Source organism: Pseudarthrobacter sp. WHRI 8279 (assembly GCF_040224115.2).
In the GTDB taxonomy this organism is placed as follows: Bacteria; Actinomycetota; Actinomycetes; order Actinomycetales; family Micrococcaceae; genus Arthrobacter.
The window spans coordinates 2,245,507-2,265,565 of the sequence record NZ_CP168162.1 but is presented as its reverse complement, the minus strand read 5'-3'; the positions used below and the strand labels follow the sequence as shown (position 1 = coordinate 2,265,565).

The 20,059-nt window shown below is 67.3% G+C and carries 24 protein-coding genes; 10 read left to right on the top strand and 14 right to left on the bottom strand.

Annotated features, from left to right (window positions below):
- Nucleotides 1-295: 295 nt before the first annotated feature.
- The 4 genes from ABRP28_RS10415 to ABRP28_RS10400 form a co-directional block, all read right to left on the bottom strand.
- Nucleotides 296-2,284, bottom strand: coding sequence for a hypothetical protein (locus ABRP28_RS10415; protein WP_350004391.1), 1,989 nt, complete (start codon nt 2,282-2,284; stop codon nt 296-298).
- A 161-nt stretch (nt 2,285-2,445) separates the two neighbouring features.
- Complete coding sequence (locus ABRP28_RS10410; protein ID WP_350004393.1) at nt 2,446-2,640, bottom strand: hypothetical protein; 195 nt, start codon at nt 2,638-2,640, stop codon at nt 2,446-2,448.
- The gene (locus ABRP28_RS10405; protein ID WP_350004395.1) at nt 2,637-2,873 is read right to left on the bottom strand and encodes a helix-turn-helix transcriptional regulator; all 237 of its coding nucleotides are present in this window, start codon (nt 2,871-2,873) and stop codon (nt 2,637-2,639) included. Before ABRP28_RS10405 ends, ABRP28_RS10410 begins: the two co-directional genes overlap by 4 nt.
- Entirely contained in the window at nt 2,873-3,370 is a 498-nt protein-coding gene (locus ABRP28_RS10400; protein WP_350004396.1) for a DUF2975 domain-containing protein, read from the bottom strand. The genes ABRP28_RS10405 and ABRP28_RS10400 overlap by 1 nt, the downstream gene beginning before the upstream one ends.
- A gap of 170 nt (nt 3,371-3,540) precedes the next feature.
- Between ABRP28_RS10400 and ABRP28_RS10395 the strand changes: the two genes are divergently transcribed.
- Nucleotides 3,541-4,356: an MBL fold metallo-hydrolase gene (locus ABRP28_RS10395; protein WP_350004398.1), complete on the top strand. Its 816-nt coding sequence runs from the start codon at nt 3,541-3,543 to the stop codon at nt 4,354-4,356.
- Here the strand turns inward: ABRP28_RS10395 and ABRP28_RS10390 are convergent.
- The 3 genes from ABRP28_RS10390 to ABRP28_RS10380 form a co-directional block, all read right to left on the bottom strand.
- The gene (locus ABRP28_RS10390; protein ID WP_350004400.1) at nt 4,322-4,654 is read right to left on the bottom strand and encodes a three-helix bundle dimerization domain-containing protein; all 333 of its coding nucleotides are present in this window, start codon (nt 4,652-4,654) and stop codon (nt 4,322-4,324) included. The two genes, ABRP28_RS10395 and ABRP28_RS10390, sit on opposite strands and share 35 nt — an antisense overlap.
- A gap of 135 nt (nt 4,655-4,789) precedes the next feature.
- Nucleotides 4,790-5,065 carry an ANTAR domain-containing protein gene (locus tag ABRP28_RS10385; RefSeq protein ID WP_350004402.1) on the bottom strand — a complete coding sequence of 92 codons (276 nt, stop codon included), beginning with the start codon at nt 5,063-5,065 and terminating at the stop codon, nt 4,790-4,792.
- The gene (locus ABRP28_RS10380) at nt 5,058-5,528 is read right to left on the bottom strand and encodes a GAF domain-containing protein (protein ID WP_350004404.1); all 471 of its coding nucleotides are present in this window, start codon (nt 5,526-5,528) and stop codon (nt 5,058-5,060) included. Before ABRP28_RS10380 ends, ABRP28_RS10385 begins: the two co-directional genes overlap by 8 nt.
- Before the next feature lie 140 nt (nt 5,529-5,668).
- On the opposite strand from ABRP28_RS10380, the gene ABRP28_RS10375 reads away from it, so the two are divergent.
- The 7 genes from ABRP28_RS10375 to ABRP28_RS10345 all read left to right on the top strand — a co-directional run bounded on the left by ABRP28_RS10375 (nt 5,669) and on the right by ABRP28_RS10345 (nt 11,195).
- On the top strand, nt 5,669-5,806 hold the full coding sequence (locus ABRP28_RS10375; RefSeq protein ID WP_191034820.1) for a hypothetical protein: 138 nt from the start codon (nt 5,669-5,671) through the stop codon (nt 5,804-5,806).
- Between the two features lie 101 nt (nt 5,807-5,907).
- Nucleotides 5,908-7,017: an alkaline phosphatase family protein gene (locus ABRP28_RS10370; protein ID WP_350004406.1), complete on the top strand. Its 1,110-nt coding sequence runs from the start codon at nt 5,908-5,910 to the stop codon at nt 7,015-7,017.
- A gap of 128 nt (nt 7,018-7,145) precedes the next feature.
- Nucleotides 7,146-8,078 carry a lipid kinase gene (locus tag ABRP28_RS10365; RefSeq protein ID WP_350004408.1) on the top strand — a complete coding sequence of 311 codons (933 nt, stop codon included), beginning with the start codon at nt 7,146-7,148 and terminating at the stop codon, nt 8,076-8,078.
- A 131-nt stretch (nt 8,079-8,209) separates the two neighbouring features.
- Nucleotides 8,210-8,557 (top strand): hypothetical protein, encoded by a 348-nt coding sequence (locus ABRP28_RS10360; RefSeq protein WP_350004410.1) that lies wholly within the window; start codon nt 8,210-8,212, stop codon nt 8,555-8,557.
- Between the two features lie 102 nt (nt 8,558-8,659).
- A complete protein-coding gene (locus ABRP28_RS10355) occupies nt 8,660-9,259 on the top strand; it encodes an ANTAR domain-containing protein (RefSeq protein WP_350004412.1) in 600 nt (199 codons plus the stop codon).
- Between the two features lie 155 nt (nt 9,260-9,414).
- The gene (locus ABRP28_RS10350) at nt 9,415-9,852 is read left to right on the top strand and encodes a peptidase inhibitor family I36 protein (protein ID WP_350004413.1); all 438 of its coding nucleotides are present in this window, start codon (nt 9,415-9,417) and stop codon (nt 9,850-9,852) included.
- 116 nt (nt 9,853-9,968) lie between these two features.
- On the top strand, nt 9,969-11,195 hold the full coding sequence (locus ABRP28_RS10345) for an acyltransferase (RefSeq protein WP_350004415.1): 1,227 nt from the start codon (nt 9,969-9,971) through the stop codon (nt 11,193-11,195).
- A 180-nt stretch (nt 11,196-11,375) separates the two neighbouring features.
- On the opposite strand, the gene ABRP28_RS10340 is transcribed toward ABRP28_RS10345, so the two are convergent.
- From ABRP28_RS10340 to ABRP28_RS10325, 4 genes are all read right to left on the bottom strand, one after another.
- On the bottom strand, nt 11,376-12,116 hold the full coding sequence (locus ABRP28_RS10340; RefSeq protein WP_350004417.1) for a TetR/AcrR family transcriptional regulator C-terminal domain-containing protein: 741 nt from the start codon (nt 12,114-12,116) through the stop codon (nt 11,376-11,378).
- 99 nt (nt 12,117-12,215) lie between these two features.
- Nucleotides 12,216-13,772, bottom strand: coding sequence for a bifunctional diguanylate cyclase/phosphodiesterase (locus tag ABRP28_RS10335; protein WP_350004418.1), 1,557 nt, complete (start codon nt 13,770-13,772; stop codon nt 12,216-12,218).
- Between the two features lie 370 nt (nt 13,773-14,142).
- Nucleotides 14,143-15,027 (bottom strand): F510_1955 family glycosylhydrolase, encoded by an 885-nt coding sequence (locus ABRP28_RS10330; RefSeq protein ID WP_350004419.1) that lies wholly within the window; start codon nt 15,025-15,027, stop codon nt 14,143-14,145.
- A complete protein-coding gene (locus ABRP28_RS10325) occupies nt 15,027-15,203 on the bottom strand; it encodes a hypothetical protein (RefSeq protein ID WP_350004420.1) in 177 nt (58 codons plus the stop codon). The genes ABRP28_RS10330 and ABRP28_RS10325 overlap by 1 nt, the downstream gene beginning before the upstream one ends.
- A gap of 323 nt (nt 15,204-15,526) precedes the next feature.
- Here ABRP28_RS10325 and ABRP28_RS10320 point away from each other — a divergent pair, with 323 nt between their 5' ends.
- Complete coding sequence (locus ABRP28_RS10320) at nt 15,527-16,987, top strand: S8 family peptidase (protein ID WP_350004422.1); 1,461 nt, start codon at nt 15,527-15,529, stop codon at nt 16,985-16,987.
- Between the two features lie 64 nt (nt 16,988-17,051).
- On the opposite strand, the gene ABRP28_RS10315 is transcribed toward ABRP28_RS10320, so the two are convergent.
- The 3 genes from ABRP28_RS10315 to ABRP28_RS10305 all read right to left on the bottom strand — a co-directional run bounded on the left by ABRP28_RS10315 (nt 17,052) and on the right by ABRP28_RS10305 (nt 19,482).
- Entirely contained in the window at nt 17,052-17,246 is a 195-nt protein-coding gene (locus ABRP28_RS10315) for a hypothetical protein (RefSeq protein ID WP_350004424.1), read from the bottom strand.
- A gap of 87 nt (nt 17,247-17,333) precedes the next feature.
- Nucleotides 17,334-18,089: an ANTAR domain-containing protein gene (locus ABRP28_RS10310; RefSeq protein WP_350004426.1), complete on the bottom strand. Its 756-nt coding sequence runs from the start codon at nt 18,087-18,089 to the stop codon at nt 17,334-17,336.
- Nucleotides 18,090-18,225: 136 nt separating this feature from the next.
- Nucleotides 18,226-19,482, bottom strand: a complete 1,257-nt coding sequence (locus tag ABRP28_RS10305) for a glycoside hydrolase family 26 protein (protein WP_374152975.1) — start codon at nt 19,480-19,482, stop codon at nt 18,226-18,228.
- Between the two features lie 306 nt (nt 19,483-19,788).
- Between ABRP28_RS10305 and ABRP28_RS10300 the strand changes: the two genes are divergently transcribed.
- Nucleotides 19,789-20,034 carry a hypothetical protein gene (locus ABRP28_RS10300; protein WP_350004429.1) on the top strand — a complete coding sequence of 82 codons (246 nt, stop codon included), beginning with the start codon at nt 19,789-19,791 and terminating at the stop codon, nt 20,032-20,034.
- Nucleotides 20,035-20,059 lie beyond the last annotated feature (25 nt).

Below are 20,059 nucleotides of genomic sequence, written 5' to 3'. Positions count from 1 at the left end.
GAACCCTCTCGCAGTCGTTTTCGACGCCCATAAGTATTCCTGACACGCAAAGACGGTGACGCTACCCGCATATGGGCCGCGCCATCGTCTTTGCGCGTCGAGGGCGAGGATGCGCGTCGCCCCCAACCGGGAATTTTTGTCCAGATATGCGGAGATAAACCGCGCACAACCCTGCATATCTGGACAAAAACTCACCCTGGGGGAGCGGGAGCTGAGAAGTACGACGGCGGCCGCGCGCCGCCGTCGTGCGCTGTCCTTCGCTGCCGGGAGCCCGCCGACAGTGACCTGCCGGGCCCTAAAGCGCCGCCTCAACCGCTCCCAGCGCGTCCAGGACCGGGCGCAGGGCCGTGACCGATTCGGCAGGCAGCTGGACCTGGGTCCGCAGCGGGATGTCCGCGGGCTCGCCGGGAAGGCTCGCCGCGGCGTTGGCGGGTTCGTCCGCCGGGAAAGCGATACGGCGAATGGCGTCGCCGTCCCGGACGGTGAGGACGGCAACCATGCTGTCCGGCAGGACTTCACCCTCAAGCTGCTGCTGGGGCACGGATGGGGCACCGTCATTGAGCAGGCCGGCGTCGGCCGCCGCCTGGAACACCCGGCCCGCCAGCTGACGGTCCACCCCGTGGGATGTCTCCTCATCGCCGCCCTGCTGCATCTCGTCCACCACGCTGCGCTGGGCGGCCCCGTCCCCGTGGACGCCCAGCCGGTACAAGTAGCGTTCGCCCGGTGCGCCGCCGCTGACCTCAAACGAGACCTCGGCGTCCTCCGCGCGCTCCGGGACTGCGCCGGCGCCGGCCATGCCGCGCAGCCTTTGCAGGACGGCGGTGCGCGGTTCCGGCCTCAGGTTGTCAATGTTTTTCAGCGTCATGGCGGCCTCTTCTGAAACCTCGGGCGGCTCGGATGCTCCGGCTGTGGGGGAGTGGCCGGAGCCGTGGAATCCGGTGATCCGATTGTAGTGGCGGGCCACGCTCTCGGTGTTGTCCGCCATGACGGTGCCGGTGTTCACCGGGCTCCTGGCGGGGCAGGCGGCGTCCGCGTATTCATCGGGATGCCCCAGCATGTGCCCGAACTCGTGGGCGGCCACATCGCCGGTATCGCTGGTGTCCCACAGCCGCATGTTGGACCGGGCGGGCCCCGGCTGGACGCGCACCACGTGGTGGGCTCCGGAGCTGACCCACTGCACATCGAAGGTGACGGACTGGCGGCCGCCGTTGGGGGCCAGGCAGCTGAAGCGGTCCGACCACGTGTTGATGATGCCGTTCCGCCACGTGGTCCGCAGGGTGTTCATGGTGGCGTCGCTGATGCCGGCGTCCGGGTTCAGCTGGATCCGCACGGTGACCCGGGTTCCGGACTGGTGGTAGGCCGCCGTCCAGCTGTAGACGCACTCGCTCACCCCGAAGGACACCTCGCCTGCCGGCTCCACCTCATGGACCCAGTATTTCTGCCACACGTTGCTGTCCGTGCCGCGGACGAAGACGTGTTCATGGTTGGGCCCCATGGAGCCGAGCGCAGGCTCGGAGGCCAGGACGCCGCCGTCGTTATGCCTTCCCCAGGGGTGCCAGCTGTTGGCGTAGTACGCACGCTGCCACAGCGCGTTGTCATTCCCGCGGACGTAGACGTTGCAGACGTCCCTGTTCCGGGAGATGGTGGCGGGCCCTGCGTTGAAGCCGCCGGCCGGCGCGCCGATGTTGAACCAGCCCTTCCACCCGCCGGCCTGCGTCCAGTACTTCTGCCAGACGCTCCCGTCCGTGCCGCGCACAAAGATGTGTTCATGGTCCGGCCCCATGGACCCGAGCGCAGGCTCCGACGCCAGGACGCCGCCGTCGTTGTGCCTTCCCCAGGGGTGCCAGCTGTTGGCGTAGTAGGCGCGCTGCCACAGGGCGCCGTCGTTGCCGCGGACGTAGACGTTGCAGACGTCCTTGTTCCGCGAAATGGTGGCGGGCCCGTTGCTGAAGCCGCCGGCGGGGGCGCCGATGTTGAACCAGCCGCTCCACCCGCCGCTCCGCGTCCAGTATTTCTGCCAGACGTTCCCGTCCGTTCCGCGCACAAAAACGTGCTCATGGTCCGGTCCCATCGATCCCAGCGCGGGCTCAGAGGCCAGGACGCCGCCGTCGTTGTGCCGGCCCCATGGGTGCCAGCTGTTGGAGAACCAGGCGCGCTGCCACAGTGCGTTGTCATTCCCGCGGACGTAGATGTTGCAGACGTCCTTGTTGCGGGAGATGGTGGCCGGGCCACCGTTGAACCCGCCCGCAGGCCCACCCAGATTGAACCAGCCGCTCCATCCCATGTCTGCGCTCCACTCCCTCGAAAGCTGTACCGGCAGACCCAGTGGACCCCGCTGCGCGTTACTGAGGCGTTACCGTCGCCGTTTGCTTCCATGCCGGGAAGGGAACGCGTACGACGGCGGCCGCGCGCCGCCGCCGTGCGTGGGCTTCCCTCTGCGCCCGCTCACCCCAGTCGTTTTCGACGGGCATGGACGTTCCCGACGCGCCGGTCCCTGCTTTCAGCCCTGACGTGGAAGGTGACGGCGGCAGCCGCGAGCAACACTCCGATGCCCTGGAGACCGGGGGAATCATCGGCTCCGCCGAGGACGAAGATGGCCGCTCCGAACGCCATGCCGAGGACCGTCACCAGCCACCTCACGGGTTTTCGGTCCCTTCGTCCTCAGCGGCGTCGTCGACCCACTCGAGAAGGTCGCCTACCTGGCAGTCCAGCACCCGGCACATGGCGTCCAGGGTACTGAAGCGGACCGCTTTGGCCCGGCCGTTCTTCAACACCGCCACATTGGCAGGGGTAATCCCCACCCGCTCGGCGAACTCCCCAACGCTCATCTTGCGCTTGGCCAGTTCAACATCGATCCGCACCACGATCGCCATCAGATCACCCCGTCCATATCGGCCCGCAGTGACGTTGCCTGCCGCAACAGGTCCCGCATCACTACAATCAGCAGGACCAGCACCGCGCCGATCAGCGTGATACCGACAAGCAGTGCAGGGGTCCCGGGGTCACGCAGCTCCGGGGTGAAATAGATGTAGGCGATGATTGAACCGGCCATCACCGCCAGCAGCAGCCACGCCACCACGAAGGCCCACACGATCACGTCCACCCAGCGCAGTGAAGCCGTGGTGAAGATCCGGTCGCGCTGGACCAGGGTCAGCAGCCGCCAGATGCAGACAATGACAACCTGCAGGCACAGGGCTTCCAACTCGGCGAACAGCAGCAAAGGCCAACTCCAAGGGTCCATCACCGGCCCGTCCCCGGTCTCGAAGAGAAATTCGCCGGGAAAGGACATCACTTGGGCAACCAGCAATCCGAGGAACACCAGTACCAGGAGGACCCGAAGGGGCAGGACCAATCGACTTACGATAGACATGCACTAATAGTTCAGGTCTTTCTATCGAAAGTCAATTGCTTTCTGGCCCGCATGACACCAGCCGCGTGCCGCCCTCGTGCCCGGCCGCCTCCCGGGATATCCAAGGCCCCGTGGGTACAATCGACGCCTAGACGAACGAACACTGCTTTTGCCGGAGGTACGGAGAAACAATGCGGGAATGGCTCGAAGTCGGCGCGGACAACTATGTGCTGGTCACCGAAGGATCGCTGCTCAACACCGGGCTGATTGTCGGCTCCGAACGGGCCATGGTGATCGACACCGGCTGCGGCCCCCGGCAGGCCCGGGAAATCCTGGACGCGGTCCGGGAGAAAACCCAGCTGCCGCTGGTGGTGGTGAACACCCACGCCCATTACGACCACTTCTTTGGCAACGCCGTGTTCGCGGAAGCCGGCGTCACCGAATTCTGGGCGCACCAGAACTGCGCCACCGAAATCGATGAGCGCGGGGACCTGCAGCGCCGGTTCGTGGGGACGCTGGAACCGGAAATGTCCACCGGCGAGGGCGCGAATGTGGAACTCGTGGTGCCCAACGCCGTGGTGGGGGACCAGCCCGTCCTGGTCAATCTCGGCGGGCTGACCGCCACCCTGTTCTACCTGGGCCGGGGCCACACCGACGGCGACCTCCTGGTGGGCACCCCCACCACCTTGTTCGTGGGCGACCTCGTGGAGCAGGGCGCGCACCCTTCCTTCGAGGACTCCTACCCGGAAGAGTGGGCGGACGCGCTCCGGCACATCTCAGCGCTGCGCCACCGCTACGAGTTCCTGGTTCCCGGGCACGGCAAGCCGTGCAGCGACCAGTTCGTCCGGACCATGGCGGACACCATGACCACCGCGGTCCGCCAGGCCCGCCAGTCCATCCGGGACACCCCGAACGATGCCACCAAGGCCATCCCGGTGCTGCCCTACGGGCCGGAACAGTCCCGCTGGTTCATCAAGCGGCTCCAGGAGACCCGCCGGGAGCACTAACGGCGTTGGCCAGCTGCATGGGCCTGGCAGGGGCAGGCTGCGCGGGGCTGGCAGGGGCGGGTTGCGCGGCGCTGGCAGGTTGCGGAGGCCCGGCGGGCTGCGGATGCCGTCCGGAAAGCCGGAGTTTCGCGGCCCTCTCAACCAGGATGGGGATGTAGTCCCGCACCCGGCCGTGAGCGAACAGGCTATGTTCGTGGGCAACCATGTCCTCGATGACGGAGCGCTCCACCGCCGGGAAACGCTCGGCGAGCCGGTCCACCACGGCCGCCACCGCCTGGGCTTCAGATTTCTTTGCCACTGCCGCTCCTGCCTGAAGAGCGGGGCAATGACCACCTGGACGTTCCTGAGCCGGTCTGCATCCTTGAATCATCACCACCGCGCGTGGTCGGGGGAAGGGTAACGCTGGAAGTCTGCGGAAATCCGCAGGGCGCCTTCAATCATCGAAGTGCGTCTGCACATCCCGGCTGCCAGACACGCGCCCCACCACTTCCTCGGCAACAGCAGCCAGTTTCACGTTGCGGTTGCTGGAAACCTTCATCAGGATCTTGAAGGCCTCATCCTGCGTGCACCGGTTTTGCCCCATGATGATGCCCGTGGCCAGGTCGATGACTGTCCGCTTTTCCATGGCCGCCCGCAGGTCGCTGGTGAGCTCGTCCTTGGCCGCCATCCTCACCGCCAAAGCCATGGCCTGGCCTGCTGCTTCAGCCAACGATGTGGCCCTGGCGACCATCGGTTCCGTAAGGGGGGCCGGCGGGGGAGGCAAAGAAGTTCAGTGCCGCCGCCGCGTTTTCTCCGGGATCCAGCGGGACACCCAGGCAGCTGCCGCATCCGGCCGCAGCCAGGGCGGTGCAGTACGTGGGCCAGCGGGTGTCGGTGGAGACATCCTCCAGCAGCACCGGCCTGCCGATCCTCAGGGCCTCGGTACACGGACCGCCGCCAACAGCCTGCTCGATCTCGTCCAGGCGAACGGCCAGCTCGCTGCTGCCTGCAATGGTGACCGGGCGTTTTTGCCTGAGGAGGGTGACAGCACACTCGACGTTTGCCCCCGCCGCTTCCGTCATTACCTCGGAGGCGAGGCCGGTCAGGCCGTTCAGGAAGCTCTTAAGATCCCCAACCTTGGACAGGAGGCCCTGGAGTTGATCGTAATCGCTCTGAACCTGGTGGAACGCCATGGGTACACCATAGGGACGGGGAACGGTGGAAGCAATGAACCCTGCTCCCTCCGCCGGACCGCGCATCCCAGTGGTGGGGTTTAGTAAATCGAGTAGGCATTACCCGGGTGCCGGCGGCCAAGGCTGCATAGGTTCGATGCATGGCAGAAGTAGTCAACCGCAAGCACGGGCGCCGCAGGATGCCCACCGAAACCAAGCGCGGCATCCAGCCGTACGTGATCCTCAACGTTGTCCTGGTGATCGGCCTGGTCATCGCAGCCTTCGCCCTCGCAGGGTAGGCGGAACGGGGCTTTGTGCCCATGCTGTTGCCAGCGCCGCAGTGGCAGGATAACTCCCAGGTGGACGGTACTGAGTCCGTCCTCCCCGGAGGCAGGAATTGATGGCGGCTGACAATCCCCGGAAACGGCCCCGCAATGGCGGGCGCCGGCGCGTTTCCTTTGTGCTGGCCTGCATCGCGGCGGTTGTCCTTGCAGGGTGCCAGGCCGCTCCAGGCCCGGCGCCCGGCCCGGCGTCCTCCGGCGGCGCGGAAGGAAAACTGGGGCACGTGTTTGTGATCAACCTTGAGAACAAGTCGTACGCCAAGGTGTGGGGCGCCGACTCGCCGGCGCCGTACCTCTCCAAGACCCTGCGGGCCCAGGGCGTGCTGCTGACGGAGTACTACGCGATCGGGCACGCATCGCTGCCCAACTACATTGCGCAGCTCTCCGGGCAGGGCCCCAACCCCATGACCAGCAGCGACTGCCACACGTACGAGGCCTTCACCGTCACCGGGACGGCCGTACCGGGCCAAGTGACGGGCAGCGGCTGCGTCTACCCCGATTCGGTGCCCACCCTGGCTGGCCAGCTCAGCGCGGCGGGGAAGTCCTGGAAGGGCTACATGGAGGACATGGGGACACCGTGCCGGCACCCGGAAGTCGGCGCGAAGGACACCAACCAGAACGCCAGCGCCGATAGCCAGTACGCCACCAGGCACAACCCGTTTGTGTACTTCTCGGCCATCACATCCTCGCCCGAATGCCAGGACAACGTGGTGGATTTCAGCAACCTGGACGCCGACCTCACGTCCCTGGACACCACTCCCAACCTGTCCTACATCAGCCCCAACCTGTGCAACGACGGCCATGACGACCCCTGCCACGACGGCTCAAAGGGCGGCCTGCCCAGGGCCGATGCATGGCTGAAGAAGCACGTCCCGGACATCCTGGCCTCCGCGGCGTTCAAGAAGGACGGGATCCTGGTCATCACCTTCGACGAGGCCAAAGGCAAGGAAAGCGCCGCTTCCTCGCTCCCGGGAGGAGCCGGGGGCGGCCGCGTGGGGGCACTGGTCCTGTCCCCGCACATCAAAGGCGGCACAGCAACAGAGAGGGCCTACAACCACTACAGCCTGCTGGGAAGCATCGAGGACATCTTCGGGCTGCCCTACCTCGGCTACGCCGCCGCGCCGGGGCTGAACCGCTTCAGCAACGATGTCTACACCAACCGTTCCTGACGGCCCGGCACCAAAGCGGCCATTACGACGGCGGCCGCGCACCGCCGTCGTACGCCTTCCGTTCCTCCGAGCGGGCCGAGGGGGACTACCCAGGGAGTTCCCAGCGCGCGGGGCCTAGGATGGTCCCCATGAAGGTTGCCCAAGAGGCGAAGTCCGCTGCCGTGGTGATCAACGCCGGGGCACGCCTCGGAGCTGCGGGGCCGGCGCTGGCGGTGGACCAACTGCGAAGTGCGGGCCTGTCCATCTCAAGCGTGCACCATGTGCTCTCCGGGGCCGAGCTGGCCGGGGTCCTGGACCGGGTGGTAGCCGGCGGGCACGACCTCGTGGTTGTTGGCGGCGGTGACGGGACGGTGTCCTTCGCCGCCGGACGCCTGGCCGGGACCGGAACCGTGCTGGGAGTCCTTCCGCTGGGAACGGCCAACGACCTTGCCCGCACGCTGGAAATTCCAAGCGACCTTGCCGGGGCCTGCGCCGCGCTCGCCGGCGGGAAAGTGGTGGACATCGACCTGGGGCGCGCCAACGGCCAGCCGTTCCTGAACGTTGCGTCCGTAGGCCTCTCGGTGGGTGTCACCGAAACCCTCAGCCCCCGCCTGAAAAAGTATCTCGGGCCGCTGGCCTACGGTGTTGCCGCCGTGCGCGCCTATGCCAGGCACCAGCCCTTCCGGGCCCGCCTCGAGTTCCCGGACGGGGACCACGAAACGCTGGAGCTTGAAAACCTGCTGCAGGTGGCTGTTGGCAACGGCCGGCATTACGGCGGCGGCAATGCTGTCTCGCCCACGGCGGGCATTGATGACCACCTGCTTGATGTCTATGCCATCCCGGGGGCGCCGCTCCGGGAGCACGTCAGGATCGCACGGATGCTCAAGGACGGCAGCTTCGTGGAGCGGGACGGCGTGTACCACTTGACCTGCCAGCGTGTCCGGCTGGTCACCGAGCCGCCCATGCCGGTGAACCTCGATGGCGAGATCGCCACAACCACGCCCGCCGACTTCACCATTGATCGCAATGCCGTGCACGTGGTGGTGCCGCACGGCAGCACCGCTGCGCGGTTTGACGGGTAGTTTTCCGCTTAAGGCGCCAGCGCGGGCGGGTAGAAGGCTCTGACCTCGGCTGATGCCCGGACTGCCCATTGACTGGACGTGCTCTTCTGGCCACGATGATATTCCCGTTGACATCATCGAAAGGGCCAGTCATGAAAACCACAAAAGCACTCGGTGCCGGCGCAGCCGCCTCTGCAGCAACAGCACTGCTGCTGCTGGCTGCCTCCGGCCCTGCAGCAGCTGACCACACCCACGTCAAGGTGGTGGGCAACGGCAACTGCGTGGTGATCGCGGAAGGCGCGGGGGAGGAAGAGGTGGAGCTTCCCGTCGCCGTCTTCGACCACAACCCGCACGCCGCGGACATCCCGCAAACAGACGGCAGGACGCATCCGCTCCATGTGCTGGTCCACCAGGGCGTCCCCGGGGACAACAACGGCATCTACGTGCTCGGCAGCGACGCCGAGGAGGCAGCCTGCGACGGCGAGTACGTCAACCGGTAGCTGACACGGTGCGGGGCGGCGTGCTGGCTCGTTTACGATGTTCTCATCCTTAAAGAATCCCGGCTGGGGGAAGCCAGGACAGAGCACATCGAATGGCCCTCCGTGACATCCAGCAACAACTTTCCAGCACCTGACTCAGCTGCGTTCCCGCACAAGGACTTTCTCGACTGCCCCACGGGACTTGTCGAGTTCTACTTCGAAGAAGGCGTCTTCCACTGGTCGGAAGGGCTGTACCGCATGTACGGATACGAACGCGGCGATGTGGTCCCTTCCATGGATATGGCCCTCGCCCACATTGAGCCTGCCGACCGTCCCGTGGTGCAGGCCTACTGGGAGCGTGTGTCATCGGTTGGAGGCCCGTCGTCCATCTACGTGTCCATCCGCGACCGGAAGGACCGTCAGCACAAACTGCTTTACTCCGCTGACTACATCCTTGAGGGCGGTGTTCCTGTTGGAGTGTGGGGTGTGGTGGTTGACCTCACCCAGTCCATCCATTCCGACCGCCACCAGCTGGCCACCGAGGCCGTGGCTGCGTCCGCCCGCAACCGGGCCGTCATCGAACAGGCCAAGGGCGTCCTGATGGGACGCACCGGCATCACCGCAGACGAGGCTTACGAACTGATGAGCCAGCAGAGCCAGGACACCAACAGGAAGGTTTACGCGATCGCCCACGAGATCGTGGAACGTGCCACACACCGCTGACGTCAACCGGCGGCTTACCCCCAGGGATCCACACGGGGAGTTCACCCCATCGCCCGTACCCCGTTCTTTTGGAAGGATTCGCAGTGGCCGCACAATGCCCGTGCTGCCGGCCGGGGTCTCCGGCTACAACCAATTGATTCGGGGGAATTATGAAAATGTCGCGAGCAACAGCAGGACTGGGCGCCGTGCTTGCAGTGGCGGGGTCTTTGTTTGCCGGTGTTCCTGCGGCCAGTGCGGCCGGAACCGGGACGGCCTGTCCGACGGACAGGTTCTGCCTGTACTTCAACAGCGACTTCGGCGGGGCGCGTGCCGACTATGCGCACAGTGATGCGGGCCTGGGCAACGAGCTCTTCACGGACGGTCCGCAGGGCCGGTCCGGGTGGGGTGTCCAGGTGAACAACAATGCGGCTTCTGCCATCAACCACACCGGAAAGAATGTTGCGGTGTACTACAACAACGACTGCTCAGGCACGGGGTTCATCATCTACCCGGGCGAGCGCTGGAACCTGGCCGCCTTCGGCATGAAGAACCAGGTGTCCTCGCTCCAGGTGGCGGGTTCCGAGTGCATCTACAGGGACCAGAGCTGGGCCTAAGGTGAGGCGTACGACGGCGGCGCGTGCCGCCGTCGTACGCTTTTACGTTGGGTGCGTGGAGCCTGCGTCCAGCTTCCTTCCAGCGCAGTTACCGAAACGTTATATATGCTTGACAGGTGGTTTGCAGGTCAAGCAGTGGAAATTCGCCGGCTCCGGAATGTCCGGCGCAGCCGGTCGGCGGGCTCATCTCCGGACGGAAGCACGCCCTGGACGGGCTCCGGACCATCGCCGTGGCGGGGGTCTTCCTCTTCCATACCGTCACTGAACTGGTCCCGGGCGGATCGATCGGCGTGGACGTCTTCTTTACCCTCAGCGGCTTTGTGATCACCCTCCTGATCATGAAGGAGTACTTGGCCACGGGCCGGCTGCGGCTGGGGATCTTCTACGCCAAGCGGCTGGCCAGGCTGTGGCCCGCCCTGCTGGCACTGTGCGGCGTGATCGTCACGGTGGGCGTGGTGTTCCCCGCGTCCAAGTGGGCCGGCCAGGAAGATTTTGTCCTGCCGGCCGCAGGCTACGTGATGAACCTGGCGCGGATCGGGGTGCTTGGCGAATCCATACCCGGTGAAACGCTTGGCCCCGCCTGGACCCTGGCCGTGGAGGAGCAGTTCTACCTGGTGTGGCCGCTGCTCCTGCTGGTCCTGCTGCGCTTCTGGAGGGTGCGCACGGTGGCCTGGATTACCGGAGGGCTGGCGGTGGCATTCCTGCTGGAACGGTTCCTCCTGGTGCTGGTCGGCGCTCCGTTGAACCGCCTTTACAACGGCCCGGACACGCGGGCCGACGAGCTGCTGATCGGCTGCACCCTGGCCCTCATCTTCACCACAGTCACCCCGGGATCCCGGTCCCACGCCGCCTTTCGGAACGCCGCGCGCTGGGCCGGGCCGCTTGCCGGGACCGCGCTGCTGGCCGCCATGTTCCTGCTGAAGGAACCGGACACCCCAGGCCTGTGGTTCAGCGCCTTCTGGACGGCCGGGCCCACGATGCTGTCGCTGTTGTCTGCCGTGCTGATCGGATCGCTGGTCCTGCAGCCGGCCGGCTTTGCGGGACGGCTCCTCAGCCACCCGTGGCTTGCCGGACCCGGCCGGGACCTGTCCTACGCCATGTATCTCTGGCACCTGCCGGTCTACCTGCTGCTGATGCCGCTCGTACCCGATCTGTGGCTCCGCGTGGGGCTGGCCGCGGCCCTGACGGTGCTGCTGGCCTGCGCGTCCCACCGCCTGGTGGAAACGCCTGTCCGCCGCTGGGCCAACGCACGGCTGGAGCCCGGCGTCGTGCCTTCTTCCCCGGGGCATTCCGCAGAATCCGGGCGTGAATTCGTGGCGGCCGGGCGCGCGCCGGCCGCCTGACCGGGAGCGATGGGGCGGAAGAAAATTCTTTGTCCCAGACCCCTTTACTTGACGGGAACCTGTTACTAAAGTCGGTTCTTGTCATAGTCCGGATGGATGCCAGGGGGCATCCGGGAAGGGGGAGTGCATCACCGCTGACCTAGACCGAAAGACAATTGACCACTACGTTGAAGGCCCCTCCTAGGAGGGGCTTTCCCTTTGCCCGGCGGAGAGCTGCCCAGAGGAGAGCTGCCCGGAGGAGAGCTGGCCGGCCAGGCCGGAGAGTAGGATGCTGAGCCCCTGGTCAAGCTCGGCGGCGCCGTCGTAGTCGGCCAGGACCGGGCCGAGTGCCCGGAGGTGCGGAAAGCTTTTCGCGGGCAGGCGGTGGAGGCCAAGGCGGAGGATGGCCTCGTTTTCGTCCGGGTCCACGATGTACTCCTGCAGTTCGTTCAGGATGTGGCCGTACAGGAAGCCGTAGTAGGCGCGGTAAACGTGCAGGGCCGCGGCCGGCGCGAATCCTGCCTCTATCAGCAGGGCAAGGATCTGCTCCAGCGGGCGGAGGGTTCCCAGCGGCCGCAGGCCCAGGGGAGTGGAGAGCGGGCGGGTGACCAGCAGGGGCACCACGTTGGGATGCCGCAGGGCCAGGAGCCGCAGGTCATGGGCGATTTTGCGGAGCTGCGCCTGCCAGTCCGGATCGTCGGGGAAGATTGCCAGTTCGTCCAGGACCAGCTCGGACACGCCGTCCAGCAGGGCTGCCCGGTTGGCCGCGTAGCGGTACAGGCTCATCGGATCCCGGTCCAGTTCCTGCCCCAGGCGCCGCATGGTCAGGGCGTCCAGTCCTTCAGCGTCCACCAGGGCAAGCGCGGTGGAGAGCACGAGCTCCTGGCTAAGCGGCGCCTTCCGGCGGCGTGTCCTGCTGCCGGTATTTTCGGGTGAGGCCACGGGGAATCCATCCTGTTGAACGCCGGGCGTCCCTGGATGGGTGGTTCCTCAGCTTGCTTAGTAGTCAGTCTACGTCCAAGGTCTACAATGTAGACAATCTCAGCGGCCCGGATCCTGTGCGACCGCCGCCGTGTCCGCCGTCGTTCCGGCCGCACTTCCCGCCGTTGTACCCACCGGCCAGGCATCAGGGAGCTCGGCCGGAGGCAGCGGCCGCGCGATGAGATAGCCCTGGGCGGTATCGCAGCCCAGGTCCCGCAGGACCTCCTGTTGGGTTTCCCGCTCCACGCCCTCGGCCGTGGTTCGCAGGCCCAGGGCCCTGGCGGAGGCCATGACGCTCGCCACCAGCACGGCAGATTTGGGGTCCGTGTCGATGGTGTCGATGAAGGACTTGTCCAGCTTCAGCCCTGTGAGGGGAAGCTCGCGCAGGAGGGAAAGGGACGAATACGCGGTCCCGTAGTCATCCAGGGCCACCCCGATGCCGGAGCCGATCAGTGTGCGCAGCTGGGCCACGGCGGAGGGCAGGTCCGTGATGGCGGCGCTCTCGGTGATCTCGATGTTCAGCAGGGAAGGAGGCAGCCCGTGCCGCTGCAGTGATTCATGAATGACCGTTACCAGGTTTCCGGCCGCCAGCTGCAGGGGCGAAATGTTGACCGAAACGGCCCGTGGCGTGCCGGCTTCCGCCCAGAGCCGGGCCTGCGCGCACGCTTGGTCGATGACCCACCGGCCCACAGCGTGGATCAGGCCGGTGTGTTCTGCCATGTGAATGAATTCGCTGGGTGAGACGGCGCCCAGCTCGGGGTCCTGCCAGCGCAGTAGCGCCTCCACCGCGGCGCACGCACCAGTGGGAATGTCCATCAGCGGCTGGTAGTGGAGGCTGAACGCTTTGCTGGCGAGTGCCTGCGGCAGGCGGCGGCGGATGAGGGCCTGGCGGGCGAACCGGCTGGCCGGCTGGGAAGGATCGATCCGGCCCAGCCTGCTTTTGCCTTCGTGTTGGCCTGCAGCATGGCCGCATCCGCCTGGCGCAGCAGGCCTGGTGCAGGCCTCGAGCCGCGCCGCGAAGGCGGTGAGTACCTTGTCACCGGCCCTGTGCCCAAAGGTGTTGTTGATGACCTTGAAATCGTCCAGGTCCACATAGAGTGCCGCCGTCCGGGCGGACGTGGTGCCGGCCAGCAGGGCGTGCCCGGACTCTTCCAGCCCCAGCCTGTTGGCCAGGCCGGTCAGCGGATCATGGAGGGCGGCATGCCGGAACACGTCGGACAGGCCCTCGAGGACCTGCGAGACGGGAACCACGCGTGGTGCCCCCAAGGCGGGCACCACCAAGACATCTTGGTACCTGCTCTCCTCGGGCCGGCCCAGCAGCGCGGCTGCGGCCGATCGAAGATCCAGCGACGGCGGCAGGCTGAAGGTGCTGCACGGCACCAGCGCCTCCGCGGTCACCCGGGCGTTCAGCGCCCGCCCGTAGCCCAGCCGCCCTGTCATCTTGTGGTCCAGCTGGTCCCGGGTCAGCAGGCACAAGTCTCCCCGGACCTCAACAACCACTGCCCGGAGCCCGCGGTCTTCCCGGAACAGCGCTTCAATCTGTCGCGAGGGCGTGCAGCCGCTCAGGACCATGGCCTCGAACCCGAGGTCACCCAGCGTGGGCGCGGACGGCTTCACAGCGCGGACGGGACGGAGGGCCGGGGGCCACCGGTCCTGCTTAGCAGGCGGAAACGAACGGAAGGTGAACGCCAGGCGAGATTACGACGACGGAGCGCCCCCGCCGTCGTGCATTCCCGCCTGACGCCCCCGTGGCCGGGACCCTGCACAGATCTTGACCAAACACGCGGGCGATCCTTCGCGGAATCCTGAGCCTGCGGGCGTAGCTTTGGCAGCCAGGCAGTAGGGAAGGGAGTGGAGACAATGACCATCACCGAATACGTTGCAGCCCTTGGCGGGATGCTGGCCTCACTAGGCGGAGTGGGCCTCCTGGCGGCAGGACTGATCCGGTTCAGGGCCCGCCACTAGGCGGGCAGCCCGGCGCGGTGCGCTAGTCCGCAGCTGAAGGGCGGAAGTTCGTGCCGCCGTCCGTGGACACGATGACCCCGTCCGCGGTGGCGGCCCAGATCCACGGCCGGCCGTCCTCGCCCTTTAGCGCGGCGATGGCCATGACCTCGGCATCGATGCGGCCCTTTTCGGTCCACGTTTCGCCGGCATCTGCGGAGTAATGGACAGTGCCGTCCGGTTCCACGCCCACGGCTTCTGCCGGGTGGGCGAACGCCGCGAACTGGATTACCGGGCCGTCATCCAGCGGCTTCCAGGTGCTGCCGGCGTCCGTGGACCGCTGGATCCCGTCCTGCGTGGTGGCCAGGACGGTGGTGCTGTGCGGGTGGCCGGCCAGGGCGGCCGGGGCGAAATCTGCGGCCACGGTGTTCCATGCCTTGCCGTCCGGGCTGGTTCGCAATACGCCGTCGAAGGCCACGATTCCCGCCTGCGTGGCGGTCAGCGCGTGGAAGTCGGATTCGCCCTGGCGCGAGAGCTGCTCCCAGGTCTTGCCGCCGTCGGACGATCTCAGCAGGCCCAGCGGGTTGGGCAGGTCCGAGCCGGGGCCCGGGTGGCCAGAGGCGTAGAAGACGCCGTCGGTGGGGCCGGGGGTGAACCCCATGAGGTCGTTGGTTCCGCCGATTTTGGTGGCCGGGCTGGTGGTGGCGTCGAACAGGCCCTCATGGGTGGCCAGGAGTACCTGGCTGGTCTCGCCGCTGACGGCGATTCCGTGCACGTGGGAACCGGGCAGGGTGTCCCCGGCGCTGGCGGTGCTTGCCGTGCCCGGTGCCGGCGTTGCCGCGGGGGCGCAGCCTGCAAGGGCAAGCAGGGCGGCCGCCGCGGCGGGGAGCACTGCAAAATATCCGGTCCTGCCGGCGGGTTTACGGCGCACTACTGGATCAGGTAGTGGCGTTCTTCAGCTTTGGGAGTCTTCGGGAAGAAGGACCGGCCCAGTGCTTTCAGGCCGATCGCGGGCAGCAGGACCAGGGCCACGCTGACGGAGAGAGCGGTCCAGCCCAGGTCCTCGAGCGGGCCAAGGTTGCTCCCCTGGGGAAGAGTAGTGTTCACGACTGCGCCTTATGTGAGACCGATGGGAAACGGATGCCTGCCCTGGTGCCCGGACGGAACCCTCCCAGGTGTCAGTCCGCCAGCGAAGCAGGAATCCCTTCAAGGTTACGGCACCCGTGTGGAGCCGCGGAAATGGCGGGCGCTTGCCGCCGCCGTCCGAGGACATCAGCCCTGGTCACCCCCCGCCAGCGGCCACTGGCGGGGATATTTGCCGTTGCCCCCTATCGTCCCCTTACCGCCGGTAGCTAGAATCGGGGCGGGGGTGAGTCTGTCCGCGCGCCGGCACCCAGCGCTTGGCGCCTGTCCTTGAAGGATGTCCGCCAATGACCCACCGCTTCAGCCCCCGCACCGCCGTCGCCATCGCATTGGCTGCCGTCCTGGCCAATACAACCCTGGCCCTTCCGGCCCGGGCCGACGGCGGACTGGACAACATCCGGCCAACCCCGCCGCAGGCGGCGCCCGCGGCGGCCCCCGCCACCGACCAGTTCATAGTGGGGATCCAGGGCGGCCCGGGCATCGCGTCCGAGGCGGCTGCGACCTCCCAGGCCGCGCGGATGGCCGCAGGCAGCGTGGGCATCGCTGCGCAAAACGTCAAAGGCACTGCTGCCGGAGCGCAGGTGGTGAAGACCAGTCGGCCCCTTCCCGGTGCCGAAGCCGAGGCGTTCCTGGCCGCACTCCGGGCAGCACCGGGCGTGGCCTACGCCGAGCCGGACATCAGAATGTACCCGGCCTCCGAGCTTCCCAGCCACGCCGACGCTCCCAACGATCCCGGCTACCCGGCCCAGTGGAACCTGTGGGACAGCACCGCCGGCCTCCGGATCTCCGGCGCCTGGAAGGTAAACCGCGGTGAGGGGGCCGTGGTGGCGGTGGTGGACACCGGAATCACCAGCCACTCTGAGCTGGACTCCCGGGTGCTGCCGGGCTACGACATGATCATTGACGCCGCCTCAGCCCGGGACGGCGACGGGCGCGACGCCAATCCGCAGGACGAAGGGGACTGGTTTACCGCGGAACTGTGCGGAATGGGCGGAGAGGACGGGATGTCCTCCTGGCACGGAACCCACGTGGCGGGAACCATCGCCGCGGTGGCCAACAACAATGACGGGATCGCGGGAGTGGCGCCCGAAGCCCGGCTGCTTCCCGTTCGCGCCCTCGGCGCCTGCGGCGGCTACGAGTCCGACGTGGCAGACTCCATTGTCTGGGCCGCAGGCGGGCAGGTGGCCGGGCTGCCGGTCAACCCCAACCCCGCCCGCGTCATCAACCTCAGCGTTGGCGGTGACGGGCCCTGCTCCGCCAGGATGCAGAACGCCATCAATGCCGCCAACAAGGCCGGTGCCGCAGTGGTGGTTGCTGCCGGCAATGCGAACCGCCCTGCCTCCGGCATGAGCCCGGCAAACTGCAGGAAGGTGATCACGGTGGCTGCTGCCGGACCCACCGGTGCTCGCGCGTCCTACTCAAACTACGGCTTTGACGTGGACGTGACCGCACCGGGCGGCGACATCACCAGCCAGTTCACCGAGGGCATCCTCTCCACCTCGAACTTCGGCGCCACGACTCCCGGGCTGGAGGCCTACGCCTTCATGCAGGGCACGTCCATGGCAACCCCCCATGTGGCTGGAATCGCCGCCCTGCTGATGTCCGAAAAGGGCAGCAGCTACACGCCCAAGATGGTGGAGGAACGCCTGGAGTCAACGGCCCGGCCGCTCCCCATTGACTGCTCCGAGGACTGCGGCCACGGACTGGTGGACGCCGCCAAGGCACTGGACTTCGGCGATAAGGACTAGGACCACGCCGGGGCGGACTGGATGACACGACGCCGGTGACCTGCACGGCGTGGACCAGCACCTGTCAGACTGCCGGGACGCCGCGGGAAGGCCAGTGCGGGGCGCACCTGTGGTGCTCGGCAGCAACTTCCGGGGGAGGGCACTCGGCGCAGCGTGCGCTGGCAACCAGCGTGCCGGCGTCGTCCTTGTGAAAGTGCGTCACATGGTTGGTGGTCCTGCCGCACGCGGGGCAAAAGCCCTGGCTCTGTTTAGTCCACATGCAGGCATCCTATGGAGCGGCGCTCCGCTATGGAGGCAAACGCGGGAAATATGTGGGTGCCCGCAGGGAATGTGTGCCAGTACGGGTTCATAGTGGCTGCGGATGGCCCGGCGAATCGGGCCTTGTTCCAGGGCTGCCGGCGGCCACCGACTTGACCACGTTCTCGGCAACGCTGCGCACCTTCAGGTTCCGCTGGCGTGAGGCGCCCGCCAGCTTGCTGAACGCCTCGGCATAAGTGCAGCTGTTCTGCGCCATGATCACTCCGCAGGCCACATCGATGGATGTGCGGCCCTCCAGCACGTTCTTCAGGTTGTCCCCGGCGGACCGGACGCTGCGCACCTCAAGCGCCAGCCGGAGGCTCTGGGCCGCCACTTCCGCGAACCACCGGGCCTCCGCCACCAGGTCCGGCGTCAGTCCGGTGCTGCCGCGGACAAGGAACAGCAGCGCGCAGGACGTTCTGTCCGCCATCCCCAGCGGGACAGCCAGCGCTGCGCCGAATCCGGAAGCCGAGAGCCGCCGTCGGTATGCCTGCCACCTGGTGGGCGCCGTGCGGTCAACCTTCAGCAGCTCCGCCGCGCTCATGGCATGGGCCAGGGGTCCTCCGCCGTTCCGGTCCTCGGAGGAGGCCAGGGCTGCGGCAGCCGGGCTGTTTCCGGCCGTGACGGGAGGGCCGCCTGCCCGCATCAGCAGCGCAGCGCAGTCCGCGGAGCCTGCGAGGGCCAGCGCGCCTGCCTCCGCCAGCCGCTGCACCAGGCCCTGGTCAGTCTCCGCGCCCGTGATGAGGTCCAGCAGGAACCCCGGGCGTTCTGTCCGCATGGTTCCGTCCGCCGGTTGTACTGCCACGCTTCTGCCCCCATAAGCCTCAGTCCCGCCCCGCACCCTCGCGGGCTTTCCCCGAATCTACGAGTACAGCCCGCGGAGGGCACGAGTAGCCGGTACTCTACTTTTCCGGCGCGGGGCGGGGACCACTTGTTTTTGGTTACCTGCGGGCGGCCAGTGCCTGCTTGAAGGCGCCGGCGGAGGAGGTGCTGCTGTTGATCCGCCAGTCGGTTTCCTTGTTGTAGTGGAACCAGGTCACGGCGGTGATGTCCGGCTGGGCGGCAAGGTAGCTGAACAGGGAAGTGATCCAGTCTGCCTTGTTGCCGCCCTGTTCCGCTGAGGACGTTTCGGCGATCAGGATCTGCTTGCCCGGGGCGAGTGTCCGGAGCTGGGACAGGCCGTCGCCGAAGAGCTGCGACGGGGACACCCAGGAGCTCCAGGACGCGGACGTGCCCCAGTTGTAGCCGTCCAGCGCCACGGCGTCCACGTACGCTGCCCCGGGGTACAGGCCGGCCAGCGGCACCGATCCCCAGTACGGCACGTTGGGGTTCCACACCCAGGTGACGTTGGTGGCGCCCGCCGCCGTCACTACGGCGTGCACGTGCTGCCACGCGGCCACGTAGTCACCGGAGCCGTTGCCGTTGAGCTGCTCCGACCACGGGTACCAGTTGCCGTTCATCTCGTGCCCGAACCGCAGCATCACCGGGTGGCCCCATGCGGCCAGCGACTCGCCCCACTGGCTCAGGTAGGGATCAAAGTCCCCGGCGGTGATCCGGTCCAGGGAGTACGCGGGCTGCGCTGTCCCGCCGCCCCACGCCCACGGTTCCCAGGTCAGCAGGGTGAGCGCGCCGCGGGCGCGGACAGCCTCCAGCTCCGTGATGGGCGGAGCCTGGTTGAAGTCCTTGTAGGACAGGATGATGGACGGCGCCTCGCCGGCGAGGGCGGTGACCTCGTCCAGTTCGGCCGCTGCGAGCGGGCCGCCGGGGGTGCCGACGCCGAAGCGCAGTGTTGCGGGGGCCGGCGCCGCCGGGGTGGCAGGCGCGGGAGCCGGCGCGGGCTCGGCCGGATCTTCCTCGGCGGTCGAGGGGGAGCTGTAGGTGAGGGTGAATGTTGCGGTGGCGCCCGCCGTCGCCGCTACGGCCCGGACGGTGACGGTGGGGTCGGCTGATTCGGGCATGACCAGCTCGGTGGTGAAGTAGCCGGAAGCGCTGGTTTTGAAAGGGACGCTGTTGGTTCCCGCGCTGAGCGTGCCCGAGGTCTTCTTGGGGAACCCCGTCCCAGTCACCGTAACGGAGGTGCCGGCAGGGCCGGTGGCCTGGCTCAGGGTGATGGCGGCCATCGCGGCGTGCGCCGGGGCCGCGCCGGCAGGCACTGCCCAGGCAAGCAGCACGGCGAAACACAGGATGTATCTGAACAGCTTCACTGGACCTCCAGGTGATGTGCGGCCGCATCCTGGATGAAAAGAGCGACGGCGGGGGCGGGCACGCTAAGGGGAGGAGACCGGAGCGATCCCCCCTTTCCAAGTCTGGGGGCTGCCAGGGCGGTGCAGCGGAGATTCCGGCTCAGGATCCGCCTAGTTTTGGCCGAGCATTGGCACAAGGCACGGCCTCTGCCGGTGCGCCTGGCCCACTGTGCAGTACGCAAGGAGGGAGCTGCCGGGCGCGTAGTCTCCGGCCCGGAAAACAGGTAGCATGCGCCGGCGGTTCCCCGTTTAAGCTTGACCATGGATGCGATACCGTCACTGGTCCTGGTCTTCGGTGTCGCCTTTATCTGGCTGGGGTTAACGGTATTTTTCCTCCTCCGGTTGCGCCGCCGACGGAGGGGATCGTCGCTGGTGGCCACCGCCAGCCCCGCGCCTGCAGCCAGCCGCGCCGGCAGCCATGCCCGCAAGCACTGGCGCCTGGCTCATCCGCTCACCGGCAGCGCCCCGGCCGGACGGCACAGGGGCATCAGGAAGCTTCGCGGGTAGCCTGTCCCCGCCACGGCCACCGGAC

What these genes read in the sequence shown, in the direction of transcription:
- ABRP28_RS10405 (WP_350004395.1), bottom strand. Translation starts at nt 2,873, where the DNA reads ATGGCGATCGTGGTGCGGATCGATGTTGAACTGGCCAAGCGCAAGATG.
- ABRP28_RS10350 (WP_350004413.1), top strand. Translation starts at nt 9,415, where the DNA reads ATGTCGCGAGCAACAGCAGGACTGGGCGCCGTGCTTGCAGTGGCGGGG.
- ABRP28_RS10375 (WP_191034820.1), top strand. Translation starts at nt 5,669, where the DNA reads ATGGCAGAAGTAGTCAACCGCAAGCACGGGCGCCGCAGGATGCCCACC.
- ABRP28_RS10315 (WP_350004424.1), bottom strand. Translation starts at nt 17,246, where the DNA reads ATGTGGACTAAACAGAGCCAGGGCTTTTGCCCCGCGTGCGGCAGGACC.
- ABRP28_RS10370 (WP_350004406.1), top strand. Translation starts at nt 5,908, where the DNA reads ATGGCGGCTGACAATCCCCGGAAACGGCCCCGCAATGGCGGGCGCCGG.
- ABRP28_RS10415 (WP_350004391.1), bottom strand. Translation starts at nt 2,284, where the DNA reads ATGGGATGGAGCGGCTGGTTCAATCTGGGTGGGCCTGCGGGCGGGTTC.
- ABRP28_RS10400 (WP_350004396.1), bottom strand. Translation starts at nt 3,370, where the DNA reads ATGTCTATCGTAAGTCGATTGGTCCTGCCCCTTCGGGTCCTCCTGGTA.
- ABRP28_RS10300 (WP_350004429.1), top strand. Translation starts at nt 19,789, where the DNA reads ATGGATGCGATACCGTCACTGGTCCTGGTCTTCGGTGTCGCCTTTATC.
- ABRP28_RS10380 (WP_350004404.1), bottom strand. Translation starts at nt 5,528, where the DNA reads ATGGCGTTCCACCAGGTTCAGAGCGATTACGATCAACTCCAGGGCCTC.
- ABRP28_RS10320 (WP_350004422.1), top strand. Translation starts at nt 15,527, where the DNA reads ATGACCCACCGCTTCAGCCCCCGCACCGCCGTCGCCATCGCATTGGCT.
- ABRP28_RS10360 (WP_350004410.1), top strand. Translation starts at nt 8,210, where the DNA reads ATGAAAACCACAAAAGCACTCGGTGCCGGCGCAGCCGCCTCTGCAGCA.
- ABRP28_RS10395 (WP_350004398.1), top strand. Translation starts at nt 3,541, where the DNA reads ATGCGGGAATGGCTCGAAGTCGGCGCGGACAACTATGTGCTGGTCACC.
- ABRP28_RS10365 (WP_350004408.1), top strand. Translation starts at nt 7,146, where the DNA reads ATGAAGGTTGCCCAAGAGGCGAAGTCCGCTGCCGTGGTGATCAACGCC.